This is a genomic window from Pseudomonas defluvii (assembly GCF_001695625.1).
GTDB classification, from domain to species: domain Bacteria; phylum Pseudomonadota; class Gammaproteobacteria; order Pseudomonadales; family Pseudomonadaceae; genus Aquipseudomonas; species Aquipseudomonas defluvii.
The window spans coordinates 87,378-106,865 of record NZ_MBPN01000003.1 but is presented as its reverse complement, the minus strand read 5'-3'; the positions used below and the strand labels follow the sequence as shown (position 1 = coordinate 106,865).

The 19,488-nt window shown below is 58.0% G+C and carries 19 protein-coding genes and 2 pseudogenes; 7 read left to right on the top strand and 14 right to left on the bottom strand.

Annotated elements, in window-relative coordinates:
* The 5 genes from EKA13_RS27760 to EKA13_RS01605 all read left to right on the top strand — a co-directional run.
* Positions 1–215, top strand: a 215-nt coding sequence (locus tag EKA13_RS27760) for a hypothetical protein (protein ID WP_176717388.1), incomplete at its 5' end; no start/stop codon positions are given.
* 102 nt (positions 216–317) lie between these two features.
* Positions 318–917 carry an aldehyde dehydrogenase family protein gene (locus EKA13_RS01620; RefSeq protein WP_065757786.1) on the top strand — a complete coding sequence of 200 codons (600 nt, stop codon included), beginning with the start codon at positions 318–320 and terminating at the stop codon, positions 915–917.
* Between the two features lie 26 nt (positions 918–943).
* Entirely contained in the window at positions 944–1,693 is a 750-nt protein-coding gene (locus EKA13_RS01615; RefSeq protein WP_065757785.1) for a 4'-phosphopantetheinyl transferase family protein, read from the top strand.
* Between the two features lie 109 nt (positions 1,694–1,802).
* Complete coding sequence (locus EKA13_RS01610) at positions 1,803–3,011, top strand: MFS transporter (protein WP_065757784.1); 1,209 nt, start codon at positions 1,803–1,805, stop codon at positions 3,009–3,011.
* A gap of 157 nt (positions 3,012–3,168) precedes the next feature.
* Positions 3,169–3,765 (top strand): TetR/AcrR family transcriptional regulator, encoded by a 597-nt coding sequence (locus EKA13_RS01605; RefSeq protein ID WP_065757783.1) that lies wholly within the window; start codon positions 3,169–3,171, stop codon positions 3,763–3,765.
* A gap of 186 nt (positions 3,766–3,951) precedes the next feature.
* Here the strand turns inward: EKA13_RS01605 and EKA13_RS28230 are convergent.
* A pseudogene (locus EKA13_RS28230) lies at positions 3,952–4,551 on the bottom strand (transposase); the annotation flags it as partial.
* Positions 4,552–4,890: pseudogene (locus EKA13_RS28225) on the bottom strand (hypothetical protein); the annotation flags it as partial.
* A gap of 866 nt (positions 4,891–5,756) precedes the next feature.
* On the opposite strand from EKA13_RS28225, the gene EKA13_RS01595 reads away from it, so the two are divergent.
* Entirely contained in the window at positions 5,757–6,362 is a 606-nt protein-coding gene (locus EKA13_RS01595) for an SCO family protein (protein ID WP_065757782.1), read from the top strand.
* 23 nt (positions 6,363–6,385) lie between these two features.
* Positions 6,386–6,868, top strand: coding sequence for a copper chaperone PCu(A)C (locus EKA13_RS01590; protein WP_065757796.1), 483 nt, complete (start codon positions 6,386–6,388; stop codon positions 6,866–6,868).
* A gap of 40 nt (positions 6,869–6,908) precedes the next feature.
* Here the strand turns inward: EKA13_RS01590 and ppk2 are convergent, their stop codons facing one another.
* From ppk2 to EKA13_RS01530, 12 genes are all read right to left on the bottom strand, one after another.
* Positions 6,909–7,727 carry a polyphosphate kinase 2 gene (gene ppk2, locus EKA13_RS01585; protein WP_065757781.1) on the bottom strand — a complete coding sequence of 273 codons (819 nt, stop codon included), beginning with the start codon at positions 7,725–7,727 and terminating at the stop codon, positions 6,909–6,911.
* 107 nt (positions 7,728–7,834) lie between these two features.
* Positions 7,835–9,025 carry a cation:proton antiporter gene (locus EKA13_RS01580; RefSeq protein ID WP_065757780.1) on the bottom strand — a complete coding sequence of 397 codons (1,191 nt, stop codon included), beginning with the start codon at positions 9,023–9,025 and terminating at the stop codon, positions 7,835–7,837.
* Between the two features lie 6 nt (positions 9,026–9,031).
* Entirely contained in the window at positions 9,032–9,595 is a 564-nt protein-coding gene (locus EKA13_RS01575; protein WP_065757779.1) for a PqiC family protein, read from the bottom strand.
* A 17-nt stretch (positions 9,596–9,612) separates the two neighbouring features.
* On the bottom strand, positions 9,613–11,265 hold the full coding sequence (locus tag EKA13_RS01570) for a PqiB family protein (RefSeq protein ID WP_065757778.1): 1,653 nt from the start codon (positions 11,263–11,265) through the stop codon (positions 9,613–9,615).
* Positions 11,246–11,890: a paraquat-inducible protein A gene (locus EKA13_RS01565; protein ID WP_065757777.1), complete on the bottom strand. Its 645-nt coding sequence runs from the start codon at positions 11,888–11,890 to the stop codon at positions 11,246–11,248. The genes EKA13_RS01570 and EKA13_RS01565 overlap by 20 nt, the downstream gene beginning before the upstream one ends.
* Positions 11,887–12,486: a paraquat-inducible protein A gene (locus EKA13_RS01560; protein ID WP_065757776.1), complete on the bottom strand. Its 600-nt coding sequence runs from the start codon at positions 12,484–12,486 to the stop codon at positions 11,887–11,889. The genes EKA13_RS01565 and EKA13_RS01560 overlap by 4 nt, the downstream gene beginning before the upstream one ends.
* 187 nt (positions 12,487–12,673) lie before the next feature.
* Complete coding sequence (locus EKA13_RS01555; RefSeq protein WP_065757775.1) at positions 12,674–14,755, bottom strand: TonB-dependent receptor; 2,082 nt, start codon at positions 14,753–14,755, stop codon at positions 12,674–12,676.
* Positions 14,756–14,873: 118 nt separating this feature from the next.
* Positions 14,874–15,263: a DUF2946 domain-containing protein gene (locus EKA13_RS01550; protein WP_083199722.1), complete on the bottom strand. Its 390-nt coding sequence runs from the start codon at positions 15,261–15,263 to the stop codon at positions 14,874–14,876.
* Between the two features lie 64 nt (positions 15,264–15,327).
* Positions 15,328–16,170, bottom strand: coding sequence for a phosphatase PAP2 family protein (locus EKA13_RS01545; RefSeq protein ID WP_065757774.1), 843 nt, complete (start codon positions 16,168–16,170; stop codon positions 15,328–15,330).
* Positions 16,171–16,172: 2 nt separating this feature from the next.
* Positions 16,173–16,733: a lipopolysaccharide core heptose(II)-phosphate phosphatase PmrG gene (pmrG, locus tag EKA13_RS01540; RefSeq protein WP_083199725.1), complete on the bottom strand. Its 561-nt coding sequence runs from the start codon at positions 16,731–16,733 to the stop codon at positions 16,173–16,175.
* Positions 16,734–17,076: 343 nt separating this feature from the next.
* Positions 17,077–18,516, bottom strand: coding sequence for an ArnT family glycosyltransferase (locus EKA13_RS01535; protein WP_065757772.1), 1,440 nt, complete (start codon positions 18,514–18,516; stop codon positions 17,077–17,079).
* Positions 18,517–18,550: 34 nt separating this feature from the next.
* Positions 18,551–19,444 carry an SdiA-regulated domain-containing protein gene (locus EKA13_RS01530; protein WP_065757795.1) on the bottom strand — a complete coding sequence of 298 codons (894 nt, stop codon included), beginning with the start codon at positions 19,442–19,444 and terminating at the stop codon, positions 18,551–18,553.
* Positions 19,445–19,488: the final 44 nt, after the last annotated feature.

Below are 19,488 nucleotides of genomic sequence, written 5' to 3'. Positions count from 1 at the left end.
GTGTGCTCCGGCGCGCCGTCGGCCATTTCACTGGTGAGCACGACCAGTGTGTGTTGGAGCAGGTTGTCGCCTGGTACATCAGGGTCTGCGCGTCTTGCCAACTGGGGGGGACTGAGTTCGGTGGCTGGTTGCGCCAGCATGCCTGGCGCGCCCGGGTGATGACTCAACAGAGTGCGCAAACCAGCGGTGCTGGTGCACTCGACCGCAGACTATGACGGCATGCTCGAGAACCTTGCTTTCGGATTGTGCTCGTACTCGGCGCAGCTGTGTACTTCGCCGCAGAACATCTATGTGCTGTCCGAGGGAGTCGGGGTGCCATGGTTACGGTCGAGCAATTTCAGAAGGATCTGGTCGCACGCGTCGAGCGCCTGCTCAAGCACTTTACGCCACCGCGCGAGTTGCTCGGCGCGGTGCTCGACCCGACCTGCCTGTCGCGGATCCGCGCGCTTGAGAGCGCCCATTTCGCCCGCGTGTTGCGCCGTGCCGAAGCACTTGACGATGTTGATTTCCCGCAGGCATGTATCGTCTCGCCGTCGCTCATCGAGGTGCGCTCGGGCTTCACCTCGGCCGTCGAGCATTACGCAGACGAGGTGCGTGGGCCGGTGTCGTTCATGATTCAGAAGCATGGCCTGCGCGAGGTGATTTCCGAGTTACGTGATGTCGGCCAGCACTACGGCATGCTGGGGTTGGGCCTGTATACGCAGGATGGCGGCGTGGAAAATGCCTTGGCACAGATTGCGGCGCAGATCGGTGCGGTCTTGTCGGTCAACTTCTGCAAGAACTTCTTCATTAGCCAATGCTCGGTATTCACCGATATCCATGGCGGAGCCACCGGCCCGGCGGCAGACGTTACATACGGAGGGCCGGCCTTCTATCATGCCCGTCTGCGCATGACCGAGCGGCGCAAGGTCCTGTGAGCGGGGCAGCACACGGAGAGCAGGCTATGGCGGTGACACAGGCCTGCTGGCCATTCCAGCAGCCTCCACCGAGCGGCCTTGCTCTGCGCTCGTTACGCCTGGACGGGGGCACCTCATGGGAGCTAACGTCTGTGCCGAATGAGCGGTGCCTGGAACAGGCGTTGCCGCCCCGGCGCAAGGAATTCACGGCTGGACGCCTCTGTGCAGCTGCCGCCTTGGCAGACCTGGGCATGGAGCCCACTTGGCTGGCAACTGCTCAGCCTTATCGCTATGCGCGGTTTCCGCTCGGCGTGGTGGGTTCGATCTCACATGCCCAGAACCTCGCCCTGGCCTGTGCTGCAGATGCCCAGTACTACGCAGGTGTTGGCGTAGATGCCGAGCCGATAGCCTTGCATCCGGAGTTGTGGGGGATGGCCGAGCAGGTCATGACGAGCCACGAACGGGCATGCCTGGAGGGCATGTGCAAGGCGCAGGCGTTGCGCTTCTTCTATCTGAGCTTCAGCGCAAAGGAAGCGTTCTACAAGGCGGTTTACCCGCTCTGTCATACGGACATGGAATTTTCCGAAGCAGAACTGGCCGCTTGGGATCTACAGGGGCGTTTCCAACTGCGTTTGACTTCGGCACGAATTGCGCCGCGGTTCATCCAGGGGCAGCTTTTCGAGGGCTACTGGACCGAGCGTGATGACACCATGCTGACCCTGCTGGCGATCGGTCGCAATACCCATCGCGTCAGTGAGCAGGGTGAACTGCACATGGGGGATCTGGCGGGATCATGAAGCTTTACATTCAGTGCGTATGATAATAGGGTTATAATCATACGCAGTGTATGTAATCGTGCCCTGGCGCATAACTGCGCGAGAGCCTTTTCGATAAGGAGAGTCGAGTATGTTCAGTACCTACCGCGAGTTGTTCCAGGCCAGCGGTACCAAGAGCTTTGCCCTGGCGGGCCTGTTGGCTCGGCTACCATTGCCCATGACCGGTATCGGCATTATCACCATGCTGTCGCAGTTAACCGGTAGTTACGGCCTGGCCGGTGCCGTGGCAGCCACCTTCGTGCTGACCTATGCGCTGATGTCGCCGCAGATCTCGCGCTTGGTCGATAGCCACGGTCAGCGTCGGGTATTGCCAGCTGCCGCTGGGCTCAGCGTGCTGGGCATTCTCTTGCTGCTGGCTTGCAGCTATTGGCGGCTGGCGGAGTGGACGCTATTCGTTGGGGCCGCGCTTGCCGGCTTCATGCCCAGCATGTCAGCGATGGTGCGCGCGCGCTGGACCACGATCTACCGCGGCAAGTCGCAATTGCAGACTGCCTATTCGCTGGAAACAGTTCTCGACGAAGTCACTTTCATTGCTGGCCCGCCGATTTCGGTGGGTCTGAGCGTGGCGGTCCTGCCGCAGGCCGGGCCACTGGCTGCCGCCGTGCTCTTGGCCATCGGCGTGTTCGCCTTGGCGATACAGGTCGGCACCGAGCCGCCGGTAGAGGCAGATGCCGTCGTCGGGCAAGGCAGCAATTCGGTGTTCCGACTGGCCGACGTGCGCCTGCTGACCTTGCTGATGGTCGCCATGGGCGTGATCGTCGGTACCGTCGACATCGTCAGCGTGGCATTCGCCGAGCAGATGGGCATGCCGGCCGCGGCGAGTGTGGTTCTGTCCTGCTATGCCATCGGTTCCTGCGCTGCCGGGCTGATGTTCGGTGCGCTGAAACTCGATACACCGCTACACAAGCTGCTCCTGCTGGGCGGGCTGGCGACCGCGGCGACAACCTTGCCGCTGCTGCTGGCGGGAAACATTGTCGGACTGGCCGGCGCCGTGCTGGTCGCGGGCCTGTTCTTTGCCCCGACCATGATCGTGGCGATGTCGCTGGTAGAACGCATCGTGCCCGAAAGCAAGCTGACCGAAGGCATGACCTGGTTGCTCGCCGGCCTCAACGTTGGCGTGGCCGGCGGCGCAGCGGCATCGGGGCAGGTGGTTGATGCATGGGGCGCCAAGGCCGGATTCAACGTGGCCTTGGCCGCAGGGGCCGCAGTGTTGCTGGTCGCGCTCTGGGGCTACCAGCGCATGCGCGCCCGCGCCCAGCAGGCGTCGTATTCGGTTTGACCGCCTTGAGTCTGGCGGCTGGCCATTTGGCCTGGGCTCGATCGGCGCGCAACGAGGCAACAGGCTTGTCAGTGCGCCTCGTGCCCAAGACAATGCGCGCTAGAGGCATGCATACGTTTGCGCCCACCGCATGCCATTGAAGACAAGGAATAGCTGGATGGTTCGTCGCACCCGCGCCGCAATGCAAGAAACCCGGACCCTGTTGTTGGCTACCGCCCGCCAGATGTTCAGCGAGTTGGGGTATGCGCACACTTCGATGGACGACCTGACCGCCCGGGCGGGTTTGACACGAGGGGCGCTTTACCACCACTTTGGTGACAAGAAGGGGTTGCTTGCGGCGGTCGTCGAGCAGCTTGATGCGGAAATGGACGAGCGCCTGCGTGCTATCACCGATACCGCCGAGAATGCCTGGGACGGTTTTCGCCAGCGTTGTCGTGCCTATCTGGAAATGGCGCTGGAGCCAGAGATTCAGCGAATCGTGTTGCGTGACGCCAGAGCGGTGTTGGGTGGCGGATCGCCAGAGGCCCAGCGGCATTGTATAGAGTCGTTGCGCCAGTTGATTGAAAATCTGGTGCTGCAGGGTGTGCTTGTCGAGGCGCAGGCTCAAGCACTGGCCGCGTTGATATACGGCAGCTTGGCGGAAGCGACCATATGGATCGCGGAGGCCGATGACGGTGATGTGCGACTGGCGCAGGCAAGCCAGGCGTTCGAGTTGCTGTTGCGCGGGGTGCTGAAGCGGCCAACGGACGGGTGACCGCTATCGACCCAGGCTTTGTGAAAACGCAGTAATCACATCGAAAACTGAGAGTCGCGCGGATTGACTGTGGAATCAGCAGGCGAAAGCGCGATTAGGCCTACTCAGCAGAAAAACCGTTTGTAATGCCATATGGGCCGCGCCAGCGGCCCATATGCCTGTTTACGGGCCGGCAAGCGGCGGGATTCACGCCCTGATTGCCTCAAGTAGCCCTACGATGCCGAAGATGCTCATCATTCGTTTTAGGTTGTAGGCGAGCACGTGAAGGCTCATTTCGGTGCTTACCCTCGGCAAGGTTTTGGTCAGGAAGTGGGTACTTCCCATCCAGAATTTGAGCGTTCCAAAGGGATGCTCCACCTTCTGCCGGCGAACCTTCATCTTCCCCGGATCTTGCTCCAATCTGATCTGCACTCTCTCGACTACTGCTTCATGCTCCCAACGCTTTAATCGCCGCTCTTTACCGGTCGTACACTGCTGCTGCATGGAGCAGCTCTGGCATCCTGAAAACCAATAGCAGTGCAGTAACATGCCGTCTTCCACCGAGGAATGCCGGCGCGTCAGCAACTGGCCCGCAGGGCATCGATATTCGTTCGATGCAGCTATGTAGATGAAGTCCTGCTTGCCGAATCGGCCTTCCGCTTTGCTGCTCGATGTTAGTGGTTTCGGTACAAAGGTAGTGATGCCAGTCTGCTCGCAAGCAAGGATTTCCGGGCCTTTGTAATAGCCTCGATCAGCGACCACCGTCAGAGCCTCAGCACCGATCTCTTCACGTGCCTGGTGGCCCAACTCATGGGCGAAGGTATGGTTGCTGAGGCACTTCGGGTCGGCGATGCTGACGCCGGCATTCTTGTTCAAGGCGGTGTAGGCCAAGCCACACACGTCGGGTATCACAGTAAGCAGGCTAAGCAGGTCGGCCCGACTGGCATCTCGTTGATACCGTGCGGGTTGTCCCAATTGTGCATCGTTGACATTCCACAACCGGGAGAGCACGTCTTTGCCGGTTGCAGTGCCCGATTCCGTCCAGTCGATGCGCTGCACACCGGCATTTTCAAACTGCACATTGATCTGACTGTTTTCCAGCCCGCTATTGGCCATGGCCAGCGCATTGGCGACGCTGGCGTCCATGTCGGGCATCAGCTCGAATGCTTTATTGGAAACCAGTGTCAGTACGCGAATCACAACGGGGGCCGCGTGTGCCGCGGGTTTGGCGGGCGCTGCCGGCGTTGTTGCAGGCATGCCCGCAGGCTCCTCGTTGACCTCGTCATTGCCCTCGGGGAATTTTGACGCGTCGACTTTGACGACCGCATGTCGCCCGTCACCCAACGGCTCGATGCGATACAGTTGGCCATCAACCTTGACCACCCCCACCAGATGCGCGCCATGCCGTGTCAGGTAGGCCGTATTCTGGTCATCTGTCGGGCCTTGCCTGGCGCTGACGGTACCCTGCCAAGTAACAATGCCATCAGGCTGAGTACTGATTCGGGCCTTGTGGAATACCCTGGAGACTCCGGCCTCAAGGTCCAGTTGCAAGTCCCGGCTGGTTGCAGCGATTAATTCGCCCTGTACCTGAACCAGAGATATCGACAGGGTCGTCTTATCGTCGGCAAGGTGTCGCAGAACAGGATTGGCGCTGCCGCGCAGTTGTTGTAATGGCTCCTCGGCCAGTGGCTTCAATGGCCGCTCGGCCGCATGAGCGAGCAGGCTCATGCCTAGAGAAACAATCACGATGACCGATTTCAAACGTCGCGCCATTTCGCCACTCCTTCCTTGTTCACGAATGGGGTCAAAGTAGGCGCTGCGCGAAGAGGTCGTCTACTGACAGAAATACCAGGGGGGGGAGGGAAATGGTGGTTTGAAGAGGGCCTACGACAGAGGTCGAGCGACGGATTGCTGGAACCGCTGGCCGTTCGCATGACAGAATATGTGACTGCATAACGTTTGCTGAAGGCTCCACTCCCAGGACTGGTACCTTCCCGAAAGGATGGTAATACATGACTGATTTACTGACCCGACGCCAGGTTGTCGCCGGGATCAGCCTGCTGGGCCTGGGTGCTCTCGTAGGTTGTGATAGCTCTGGTGGCTTGTCGTTCAAACACGGTAAAGACATGAGCAATCAGATCCTCGGGCGCTCATTCAAGCTGAAAGACCCTCAAGGCAATGAAACAACCCTGTCGAGTTTCCGTGGCTCGATGCCCATGGTGTTCTTCGGCTTTACCCAATGCCCGGCGATTTGCCCGACGACGCTGGCACGTGCGGTGCAGATCAAGAAACTGATGGGCAAGGATGCCGATTTTCTTCAGGTGATCTTCATTACGCTCGACCCCGAGCGCGACACGCCGCAGGTGCTCGATGCTTATGTAAAAGCCTTCGACCCTTCGTTCGTCGCATTGTCTGGCACGCTGGAAGAGACTGCACAGACCGCCAAGGAGTTTGGCGTGTTCTACGAGAAGATCCCCAGCGGCGAGACCTACACGTTGTCCCATACGGCAACCAGTTTTGTTTATGACTCCCGAGGCGTGCTACGTCTTGGCCTGTCGCATTCCCTGACGGCAAAGGAATGTGCAGAAGACCTGCTTACTGTTATGGAGGTATGTTGATGCGTTCCACATTCGCTAACGCGATGGTAGTCAAGCCACTCAACCGCGCCTTGGCGCTGTTCATGCTGCTGGGCGCAACTTTGCCTGCGGTAGCGCAAACCGTCGTTGATGACGCCTGGGTACGGGCCACGGTGCCTCATCAGGCAGCAACCGGAGCATTCATGAAAGTGACTGCCGACAGTGACAGCACGTTGCTCAGCGTTGAGTCCCCGGTGGCCAAGACCGTGCAGATCCATCAGTCGCAGATGAAAAACGACGTCATGAGCATGCAGCCCGTGACGTCGGTGGCGCTGCCGGCAGGAACAGCCGTTACGCTGGAGCCTGCTGGCTACCATGTGATGCTGATCGACCTGGTCAAGCAGATCAAGGAAGGTGACGCGGTACCGCTGACGCTGGTGGTGAAAGATGCCAAGGGCCAGCTGCAACGCATCAACGTCAGCGCGCCGGCACGCGCACTGAACATGCCAGACCATGGCCACATGTCGGGTCACATGCACATGGAGTAATCCTGTTCCAACCGGGACGAGTCCGCGTCGTCCCGGTGCTTCAGAACGGTTCGCCGATGTATTTGAAGGGGTAGTCGATGTCCTTGTACCGGCCGATTCTGCGTTTTGGCAATTTGACCTTCGGCTGTTTGATTTCCTTGTAGGGGATTTGCGCAAGAAGGTGTGTCAGCAGGTTAAGCCGAACCCGCTTCTTGTCCTCCGACGGGGCAACGAACCACGGGGCCCATTGAGTGTCCGTTGCTTTGAACATCTCGTCCCGGGCACGTGTGTAGTCGTCCCAGCGGTTGAACGACAACACATCCATCGGCGACAACTTCCAGGTTTTTCGGCCATCGGTAATTCGGGCTCTGAGGCGGCGCTCCTGTTCTTTGGGGCTGACCTCCAGCCAGTATTTGAGCAAGATGATGCCCGAGCGCACGATGTGCCGTTCAAACATCGGCGTCAGCTCAAGAAACGTGCGCACCTGGTTTTCATCGGCAAACCCCATGACACGTTCGACACCCGCCCGGTTGTACCAACTGCGGTCGAAAATCACCACTTCACCACTGGCGGGGAAATGCGGCATATAGCGCTGCGAGTAGAGCTGGCTTTTTTCCCGCTCGGTAGGTGAGGGCAGAGCGATAACCCGAAAGACCCGCGGGCTTACACGCTCTGTCAATGCCTTGATGGTGCCGCCTTTGCCTGCGCCGTCGCGCCCTTCAAAAACCACCAGAACCTTTGCACCGGTCTCCACGACCCACTGCTGTAGCTTGACCAGCTCAACATGCAATGCCTTCAGTTGCTTTTCATAGGTCTTGCGGTCGAGCTTTTTTTGCGATGGCTTGGCAGGATTGCGCGCTGTAGATTTCTCGTTTTTCATCGTTGCTCCTTTGCGCTACGCAGCTCTATTGGAGTGAAGCGTAGCCACTGCCATCCGATATGCGCTGCCGATAGTCGGCGCCTGAACGGTATGTGTGCTCACTTCACTCAGGGTGTACGACGGACCAGGCGGGCCACCCACGGGTTGGCGCTCAGGCCATGCAACAGCACACTCAGCAGAACGGTACAAATGGCGGTGGCGACCAAGGTGCTGGTGGACGCCAGTGGGTAGTCAATGATCATCACCGCGAAGACAATTGTCGCCAGCCCTCGCGGGCCGAACCACGCCATGAACAGGCGCGTCTCAAGGTCGAAGCGCGTTCCCAGCAGGCACAGCAACACGGGAAGCATACGGACGAGGGTCAAGCTGAGCAGGGCGTATAGCCAAATATCCCAGGTCAGGCTGCTCCACGCTTTCGGTATTACCACCGCACCAAATACGCCCCAGGTGAGCACCGAGAGCAGGCTGGCAAACTCTTCGCTGGCCTGAAGCAGGTGATGCTTCTGATCCTTGAACAGGTACCCGGCAAGCAGGCCGCCGACGAATGCGGCAATAAAGCCGCTGCCACCCAGCACTTGCGCCGTGGCAAAGCACAGCACCGCAAGCCCCGGCAGGGTGAGTTGCGACCATACCTGCATTTGCCACTGATGTTTCCAGGAGAGCTTTTGTAGTTGCCAGGCGATGAGCGTGAGAAGTACCCCGCTGAGCGCACCAATGCCCAGCTCTTCGGCGACCAGTTCCAGGGCAAGTAGAACCGGATGCTGCGCTTGTTCCTCAACCAGTAACGCCAGGAAAAGCAAAAGTACCGGTACGCAAATCCCATCGTTAAGGCCGCTTTCTACGTTAAGCCCCTCGCGCACGGGTTCGGCGACCTTCGGATTGGTGACGACGGCTTTTCCCAGCGCCGCGTCGGTAGGCGCGAGTAGGGTTGCCAGGATTGCAAGCTCTATCAGCCGTACCTGCGGGAAGACCCAGAGCCCCACCAACCAGCCCAGTACGATGGTCAGCGGCAGACCGATCAACAGCAGGCGTAACGGCAACCCCTCATGGGCGCGCAGTACCTTGAGGTTTGCATTGGCAGCATCGCTGAACAATACAATGGCCAAGGTCAATTCTGCCAATGCCCTGAGGCCATCCTTGTCTATCCGCGGCTGCAGAATGCCCAAGAGCGCAGGGCCGAGTACGATCCCCACGAGCATGAACACCAGGGGGCCATTGAACAGCCGCTTCTCGAAACGCCCGGCGAAAATGCTGTAAACCAGCAGGAAGGCTGTGAATAGCGCAAGGTTCTGGTACATGTGCGGTTACTGTGGCGATGGACAGGTACTGCGCCCGTCACTGGCTGCTTGTGTAATCAACGTTGCCAGCGCTTGAACGTTATGCTGGTGCGCGGCAACCAAGTCCTCAATCGTTACCCCCGAGGCCGTTCTGAATACGCTCCGACAACTCAAGGAGGGCGTGTTGTCCCCTGTGGTCAACGCGCGAAGCCGCCATTTGGTCTCGAGCAAGGCGTATTGCCCAGGCACCGAGTCGAATCGCTGAACATCCAGCCTCAAGCCGATCTTGTGCGAGGCACCATTGCTGGGGAGCAAATCGACAAGCGCACTTTGCAGTTCGTCGGCGAGGCTCGCGCCCCACCATTCTGTCTCCAGAACGGCCAGGCCACTGTTGCCTTGGCGAACGACAATTTGCGGGCGGTCGACCTGCGGCGGCAGACTGAGCCGTTCAATCTGGATATCGAGGTGGCTGGAGCCCGATACGGCGGGGGCCTGGGTTGGCATCAGGGTGTGATAGTGAATCGGATCACTGCGGCACGCTGTGAGCAACAGTGCCAAAGCGATCGACAATGGTTTGAGCGGTAGCCGCATGGTGCAAACTCCTGCAATCAGTTACGCGAGGGTTCCAGGTTTTCTGCGGGTGCATCCTTGGGTCTGCCGCGCAACAGCGACTCGGGATGACGCCCGAAATAGTCCGACAGCTCCCGCAGGGAGCGCGACATACGCCCCACGTCATCCAGGGTTTGCTTGAGCTGTTCTCGTTGTGGCGAGTCGTCGGCCAGGGTCGTATTTGCCGATTGCAGGGTTTTGCTGATTTCTTGCAATGTGCCGTGAACACCCGGCAGCGTGTTGCTGTTGAACTGTTGCAGGCCCTTACGCAGTTCCACCAGATTACTGTCCAGATTGTTGGCGATGCGCTCCAGTGGAAGTTTGTCCAGCTTGTCGAGCATTGACTGAAATTTTTCCTGCAGTTGCTCCAGGCTTCCAGGCACCGTAGGCAAGCTGACGGGGCGCGCGTTTGGATCGAAGACCACCTTCTTCGCATCAGGGTAAAAATCCAGCGCAATATACAACTGCCCGGTCAGCAGATTGCCACTGCGCGCCTGAGCCCTGAGGCCATTGTCGATGAAGGTGCCGAACAGGCGTACGCTTGCCTGTTCGTCACTGGGATCATGCTTGAGCGCCTTGAGCATCTTGGCGTGAGCGGGCCCCAAGCGTTGCGGATAGATCACAATGCCAATGTTCGCCGGGAAGCTGTGGCGCAGCTCATCGTAGTCCAGGTTGACCGAGACGACCTTGCCGATGTCGATGCCAAGAAACTCCACCGGAGCACCGACTTTCAGGCCGCGCAGTGCTTCATCGAAACGCAGTGACAGGTACTGCGCCTTGCCGTTAGGTGGGGCGAGGGCGGTTTCCTGGTCGGCAAACAGTTCAAAGGGAGAATCCTCAAGTGCTGGCCGGTCGTCAGGGCTGTAGTCCGGTGCACGAAAGGCGATACCGCCAACCAACAAGGAAGACAACGATTCAGTGCTCACCGCAAACCCATTAGCGCTGAGTTCGACGTCGACGCCGCTGGCGTTCCAGAAACGGGTGTCATTGGTGACGAAGGCATCATTGGGCGCATGGACAAACACTTCAATGTCCACGCCCTTGCCATCGGGCGCCAGGGTGTAGGACACCACCTGGCCGACGGGAATCTTGCGGTAATACACAGGCGAGCCAATGCCAAGCGAACCCAGGTCAGGCGCGCGCAGTGTGAAACGCTTTCCCGGCTCGCCGTAGGTGATGGGAGGAGGCACCTCCAGGCCTTTGAACGCCTTGGATCGCCCCTCACCTTGACCGACATCGGCACCGATGAAGTCACCGGACAGCAGCGTGTCGATGCCAGAAACACCGCCGGCGCCGATGCGTGGACGCACGACCCAGAACTGCGAACCGGTGCGGGTAAAGTGTTCCGCCTGTTTATCCAGTTTCAGGGTTGCAGTCACATTTTTCTGGTCGCTGCTCAACTGGACGTCAGTGACTTGGCCAATCACGACGTTACGGTATTTCACCGGCGTTTTGTTGGCGGTCAGCCCCTCACCGGTCTTGAAGGTGACAGTAATGACAGGCCCTTGTTGCAGCCAGTTATGCACCACCAGGGAAATGCCCACCAGGACTGCAATGATCGGAACAATCCACACCACCGAAACACTGACGCGGCGGGTCTTGATGCTGGGCTGGCCGGGCATGGCTTGGCTATCAGGGGTTGCTGGCTTCATCCATGCGCTCCTCGGTTTTTTTGGGTTCCCAGATCAGACGCGGGTCGAAACTCATCGCCGAAAGCATGGTGAACACCACCACCAGGCCGAAGAAGAGAATGCCCGGGCGCGGTTCAATGTCGCCAAGTGCCTGAAACTTGACCAGTGCCGCCACCAGGGCGACCACGATGACGTCGAGCATTGACCAGTAGCCAATGACCTCGACGAAGCGATAGAGCTGCGCTCGTTCTCTGCGGGCCCAGTCACTCTGGCGTTGTACGGTGACCAATAGCAGGGTCAAGGCGACGAATTTGGTCGCGGGTACGGCGATACTGGCGATGAAGATAATCGAAGCAATGTCCCAGGCGCCGTGCCCCCAGAACTCGATGACACCACTCATGATCGTGCTGTCGGCACCACTGCCGAACAGGCTCGTGTTCATCACCGGTAAAAGGTTGGCAGGGATATAGAAGATCAAGGCGGCAAGCATATAGGCCCAGGTGCGGGCCAACGCATCAGGCTTGCGTACGTGCAGCGCCGCGCCGCAGCGAGGACAGGTGTGCGGGTGATCGGTCATGTCGCAAGCCATGCTGCACGCATGGCACAAGGCAAGGTTCAGCTCTGCGGCGAGTGCAGGCGTGCTCATGGCAACATCTCCCACAGTTCGCGAACATCGCGCCCGGCAACCCTTATGATCAGCAAGCTCAACACAGCGAGGGCAATCAGGCCTATACCGGGCAGCACATCCAACATGCCCGCCAGTTTGAAAACTGCGACCATCGCGCCAAGCAGGCACACCTCAAGCATGCTCCAAGGCCTCAAGGTCTCAAGCCAACGCATGCACAGCTTGAATGCCGGAGAGCGTTTGGCGGCCATCGCAAAGGTCAGCACCCAGATCAACAGCACGAGTTGAAAGAGCGGCGCGATGATGATGGCGATGGCTGCCACGAGTGCAATGAAAGTGATAGGCCCGTTACTCAAGGCCCGCACCGAATCCCAGAGGGTTGCGCTGTTGCTCAGGCCTTGCAGGCTGATACTCATGACCGGGTAGAAGTTGGCGAAAATCCACAGCACTGCCGCCGTAAGGCTCAACGCCAGCCGTTGCTGCAAGGTCATTCCGTTGTAGCGTTGAAGCACTGCGCCGCAACGCTGACACAAGGCTTTCTGATGTTTGGCAAGCGTGACTTTTTCGTACACGCAGTCACAGTGTTCGCAAATGATCAGACGATCAGTTTTCACCATGATCTGTGCTCTAGCAAAGGGCGAGGAACCGCTGTCACTAGCTCAATATAGAAGTGCGCTGCGATTGAGCAAATCAACCGGCGCGTTTTTAATCGCCAAGCGCTACTGTAGCCCCATAATTTTTCACTTTGCTGCCCGCTTGAGGTGGCAGCAGCAGGGGCGGAGTGCCCCCACTGCAAACGGGTGTTCAGAGATCAAACGTGATGCCGGTGTAGAGTGCACGCCCGTCGCCAGGTGAGTGCAGTGACGCATCGGCACCATCCGGGTCGTACCAGACGTATTCGTAATAGCGGTTTGTCAGGTTCTTGAGCTGTACGTCGACGCTGACCGACTCGGCCACCTTGTAGACAGCACCAAGGTTCATCAACACATAACCGCCGTAGGTACCTTGGGTGTTCTGCCGTTCCAGGTAGTAATTGGTCTGTCCATTCATCCATGCCGTCAACTGCAGGGCAGGGGTAGCCTGGTAACTGACGCCGGCGTTGTACAAATGATGCGGTACGTGGTCGATTTCCTGGCCTTTACTGTCAGGCAAGGTCGCACTGGGCTGCAGGATCTTTGAATATTGCCAGGCGTAGGCCATCCAGAAATCGATACGCTCGTTGGGATACATGTTCACCTGCAGGTCGTATCCCCAGCGCCGGGTTTCACCAACGTTGTCCGATTCTCCGCTCGGGTCGTTGAGACGGCGGCTGACTTCACCAGTGGCCTCCTGTTGCCAATAGGCGATACGTCCATCGACCCAGTCACTCGGGGTGAATTTGACGCCGGTTTCCCAGCCCTCATTGATCGAGGGCTCCAGGTCGGTGGTACGCGGAGGAATCTTGTACGCGGCTGCGCCTGTACCCACCTGAAATGTACGCCCCCAGTTGGCATAAACGCTGGTCACTGCCCAGGGTGAGTAAACAATGCTGAGCTTGGGCTGTTTGATCAGCCCGTAGTCGTTGATGTCGTAATCCGTGCCGGTCATTTCATTGGTGAAATCACCCTGGATTTTATCGACCCGGTAGGCAGGGACGATTTTCAACGACTCGAACGGTTTGATCTCGGCCTGAACATAAGCACCGTACGTGTCAAAGTCGAATGCTTGATCACGCGTCTGAGATTGGCGCACACGAGACTTGGTTATGTAACGCTCACTCTTGTTCTGTTGCTGTTGCACATCTGCGCCACCTTCCAACGCGAAGTCATACAACCCGTTGACTTCAGGGCGCCAGGTCAGAGAGGTAAGGGCACCGTATTGGGTTTCATAGGTGTCGCGCTCCTGTTGGGAGCTGGTGCGCCAGTACTGTGTCCAGCGACGATCGTCGTAGGTATTGACGTAGGTTTTAGCCGACCAGGCCAGGCTGTCGGTCAGCTCGGTATCGAAATGCAGGCTGACCTGGTTCATCCGCCGCGTGCCCTTGTCCGTCGCGTTGTAGCTGTTGGTCATAGTGGGATGATGGCGGGCGTCATCTTCTGTCAGGTAGCCGGGCTCCTGAGCTTCGGTTTCATAGTGACGGGCAATCAGGCCTATACGGTAGCTGTCGTCGTCCGGGGTATAGAACCACTTGCCTGACATGGAATACCGGTCAGCCTCGGCATGGTCACGGTAGCCATCGGCTTTCTGGTAGGCAATGAAGTAGTTTTGAGTCCAGTTGCTGCTTTCGATGCCCTTGGCCAATTGGGTCTCTTGGGTATTGAAGCTGCCATAGCGGACCCTGGCCTTGGTGTAGTCACCGCTGGTACGGGTCAACATGTTCACATTGCCTGCGATGTTGTTCAGACCGTAACGCGCATCACTGGTGCCGCGCACCACCTCGATGCTGTCGAGTTCGAGGGGGAAAATCATGTCCATATACGGCATGTTGCCGTCGTTGCTGTTGCTCGGAATGCCATCAATCAACAACTTGACGGCATTCACTTCGCCTTCACCGTTGAAGCCTCGGAAAGAAATTTTCCCCGAGGTAGTGCCTTGGTTGAACTCGGTGAGCATCACCCCCGGTGCGCGGCTGAACAGCTCCCAGCTGTAGTTGACTGGCATTTTTTCGAGGATATCGCCCCCAAGAATATCGACAGAGCTGACTACGCTGCTGGTTGCCAAGGGGCCTGCTGCTGCACCTGAAACAGTGACAGTGCCAAGGGTGAGTGTGGAGTCTTCGCTGCTTGAGGTTGCTGCAACGGCGATTGAAAGTGGATCAAATGCAGACAGACTGGCGCTGAGCAAGGCAAGAAACGAGCGGGAAACAACGCGTTGTTTTACACGCGGCAAACTACATGGAGCAGGCATAACGCATACGTCCTGATAACCAAGAAAACTCAATCGTGCCAATGGGCGGTGCGAAATCGCCCAGGGCCCGGCAATGAATGCCTTGCCAGATACGGTCTGGAAGGACTGGACTTAGTGATCAGGCAACAGGAGAGGCGCGGGGGTTGAGACGTGGCCAGAGCCGGCGGGGAGACGATGGTGGATGCACCGGATTGCGCAGTTCGGCGTCGACAGCGAACAATCCAAAGACATGCCGAACGTATGGCGAAGGCAACGCAGCCTGGCCATTGTGGCCACAGCAGCAATCGCCATGCTGCATACTGATTTTCAGTGACGCGGGTGCATGCGTATCGATCAGTTTGTCGAGCGCAGGCACGCGAGGGGTAGAAGGGTTTGCGGAGCAGAAACCGCCCCACAGCGGCAACTGCACATCTTGCGTCAGTAGCGCACGGCCTATGGGCATGGCCAGCAGGTTGAGCAGCACAGCCAGGCAGGCAATCCAGGGGCTTATGCGTTTCAACGAGGCCATTAGGGGAAGGGCTGAGTTATGAAGCCACTATTTAGCCGCAGTGGGGCGCAGATGTAAAAGCGCGTCAGTGTGCCATTTTGTCACATCCGGCGTGAGTGTATTCGGCCACTCCTGGCAACGGCGCGGCGAGCGGCTGGGACAGACGTTCTCTACCATAAAGCGCCAGTGCGACCATCAACGTACTTAGCCAGACAAATATCCCCGACCAAAAGGTATGGGACATAAAGTGCCAGCCTTGCAGCACCCGCGTCGTGCCGAAGACAAAACCAAGCAATAGCGCCCCCATCAACACCTTTCTAGTGTGTTGCCAACGGTAGCGTCGCGCAATGAAGTACAGGGCCAGCATACTGAAGCCACCGGAAGCATGACCCCCTGGCCAACATCTTCCAGGGCCTGCCTTTTGCCACAAAGAGAAGTTATGGAACCACTCCATGCGAATTTCCTTGCCGCCATACAGTGTGGTTTCTACGGGGCAATACACGCCCGTGTGGCTTTTCAGGTAGTGGATAACACCCGTGCTCAGAGAAAAGGCCAATACGACAAACAGAAAATCGCGGCGATAACGGGTGGTAAAGCGCAACACGGGCGCGATACGGAAGGCTTCCAGGACAGTTGTGACCCGCGATTGGGGATGAGGGGCGAGTCGAGGCCAGATAAACGACAGCAGCGAGCCGATGATCGCTATTTCACCTGTCCAGTCCGGGATTACCCGGGCCCATTTATGAGTGATCTTTTCAAACAGTGTGTTGTGTTCAAGTGGAAACACACCGGTGACGGGGTCATAGAGCAGATCGCTGAATAAACGGTCAAGGTCTGCCAGGTCGAACAGGACAAACACCGCCAACGCAAACAACAGGACATAACCCACGTTCACCCGATAAAACGCTTCACGCGATATGGCCTGCATTGTTAGTTCACCGCTTGCTGTGCGACTTTCTGCCACTCATCAGCTGAAATGCTACCGAGAATTCGTGGCAGGCCTTTGTCACTGGCGGAAATAAACAAGGCCTGTGCATAGGCAATCGAGCGTTCGCCGCCCGGCACATTCTGCTCACGTTCAAACTGATCGATACAGCCACTGTGAGTCACCAGCACCAGATTCCGATTGGGCGTCTTGTGCTCAAGCACATTGTTGGCAAACCCCTTGTCGCAGAGCTTCAACCAGTCTTGACTGGCGACCGTATTACCGACAATCCAATCAGCTGTCTGCTGTGTCCTTAGCAAAGGACTGGCGAAAATATCGGTTTGCGCAAGACCAAGCGATTTGAGTCCCTTGCCGACCTGTGCAGCGGCCTGGCTACCATTGATGGTAATCCCTTCGGGCGCAGCAAGGCAGGGCGCCTTTGAGCGATCGCAGCGTTCCGCGTGGCGTATCAGTACAACAACTTCGCCTTTTTTCCAGCCCTCATAAACGCCGGCTTTGGCCATCGCACCGCTGGCGCTGAGGTCCGGCACATGCGGCCATGCCATGAACCAGACGGCAAGCGCCCCCAGTACAGCTGCCACCGCAAGGCCAGCGGCAAGTTTGAGAGGGCGCGCGTACTTGTGGCGTAGCGCAAGCGGAAGGGCTTCTGCCCGGCCAATCACTGCGTGCAGCATCATGCAACTCCAGTGCAATATTTTTGAGGGGGCTGCGGCAAAGCACCGCGAAAGAGCGTTGTGCGCAGAAGATAGCGACGCGGGAGGAAATGACTCGTCAAACGGGTGTGAAGGGCGTGTGAAAACGGCTAAGGGTCAGTAGCCGTCAAGCATCTGGCAATTCATCCGCGCGTCCCCACCCGGCAGGCCCGGGCAGGGAAACACAAGGGTAGTGTCACTGTGTGACAGAAAGAGGTGTTTTGGGGCAGGCCGTTCCAAGGCCGATCAACAGTGCGCGCCGTTTTGGTTTCAGATAGGGCTCAACCTGCGCCAGCACGCAGGGTTGCAGTGCGTTGAGTTCTGCCGGGAGTGGTGCCTGGACAAACAGCAACCCGGGGGCCTCGGTGCGTGCCAGCGCCTGCTCGGCACTTATCGTCGCAACTGGACGCCCCATGTAATAGACCAGGCGCATATCCGGGGGGAGCAGGCTGTAAGCAGGCAGTTCAGGATGGGCTGCAGCAGCGCTACTGATTTGTGGGAACCCAGCGATCCGATGCGCAAAGGCTCTGGACTCGAAGCCCATATAGAACACGGTAAAGCCCGCCAGCACGAAAAGCGGCAGACCGATCATCAGCTTGCGCCAGGCATTGCCCACGCGCGACAACACCTCGCTCCACTGCCAGGCCAGCAGCAATGCAACTGCCGGATAGGTGGGTAGCAGGTACTTGGCGTGTTTTTCGGTAAACAGTGAGAAGAGGACCAAGGGCAGTACACTGCAGCAAAACAGCAGCATCAGCTCGGGACGGGCGCGAAGGCTGCTCCACAGTTGGCGCGGTTGAACCAGCAACACCAGCCAGAATGGAAAGAAGTCGCCAGCCAGGTACAACAGGTAGGCATACCAGGACTCAGCCCCCTGGCCCGAGATTTTTTTGACAATATCTTCATTCAGGATGCCAGCCCAAATGCCCCAGCCTTCCTGCAGCGAAACAGCCAAGTACCACGAACTACCGATTGCCAAGGCGATCAGCCAGCCCCAACCGTCACACAGGTAAGCCTTGGCCTTTGCGGAGCGCGTAATGCATGCAAACGCCAGAACAGGCGCAGTCACCCACAGCAAACAAACAGGCCCCTTGGTAAGGAGCGCGCATCCCAACAGGGCGTAACTGAGCCATACCCAGCCCCGACGCCCCTCATGAAACAGGTACTGCCAGGCGGCCAGCAAGGCCATGAAGCATAGGCCCGTGAGCGTCATTTCAATTTCTGCGCGGCGCGCGAAGAGGCTGAAACCGGCATTGGCGGCAAGAAAAATCAACGCGAACAAACCAACCTGACGCCCTGCCAGGCGTACCCCCTGCCAGTAGACAAGGCCGCAGCAAAGCGCGGCAAACAGGGCTGACGGCAGGCGCAGGCTCCATTCGCTCAGTGCCCCCAGCATTTGAGAGGACATCAGCGTCAACCAGTAGAAGAGCGGCGGCTTGGAGAGGTACAGATCACCGTTCATATACGGCAAAAGCCATTGACCGGTTTCCAGCATCTCTCGAGAAGTCACGGCACGGCGTGCCTCGTTCACACTCAAGAGCGGTATGCTACCCAAGCCCCAGAACAGCAATAACAAGACCAGCATTAAAGCGATGATGGTGAAGGCGCGTGTTGCGTTGCCGGCAGCAAACTTCATGTGCAACCCCCTCAAACAGCCGCGTCAGGTGTATTTACTGTTTCTTGAACTGGTAAAACAGGTTCGGCTCACTGACCACATACAGGTTGCCATCACTGTCCATCGTCATGCCTTCGGCCTGAGGTGCGCTCTGCTTCATGTCGCTAATACCACCGCGCAGTGAACGAGTGCTGACAAAATTCCCGTCCTGATCCAGTTCGGTGATGGACTTCGATTGATCACTCAGAATCAGCATGTGGCCAGTGGCAGCGTCGTAGTAGCCATCCGACAAATCCCTGGCAAAGACACTGCGATCGACCCACGAAGTAAGGTCAGCCACTTTGATCTTCAGTGGCGCCCCTATCGAATTAATCATCCCGGTGACTTCAAACAGCTGACGAGGATCCCGTTCCTTGATGGCGAACAACCGGTCATGTTCAGCATCGTAGGTCACACCCTCAAACCCTTTGTTTGTATTGGTAAGATTGATCGCCAGGCTGATGAATTGAGTGTCATCGGCTTTGATCGGGCGAACCTCTTTCGGCAGGGTGACCACATTGAGTCGTTGCAGGTCTTCGTCGGCTACCACCACACGGCCGTGCCCCAGGTAGGCCAAGCCTTCGGTGTCTTTAAAACCCTGCAGCGGGTAGCGACTGACGATATCGCCAGCCTTGCTCAGTACCAACAACTCCATTGGCGTGTTGTTGGTGATGGCCAGCAGGCGATTCTGATCGTAGTCGTACGTGATGCCTGAGAGATTCCTCAGCGTGCTTTCCACCACCTTTCCATCAATGACCACCTTGTAGTCAGGTAACCAGATGTTCTGACCAGGCGCCGTGTCTCCTGCCCAGGCAGTGCGTAACTGAGCGTAGATCTGCTGATGTATGAAATAGCGTGACGATGCGGTATAGGCCAACACGAGCACGATCAACAATAACGCTGCGCCAATCCACTTCGGTGTAGCGAGAGCCGGTAGCCCACGCGCTGTTTTCC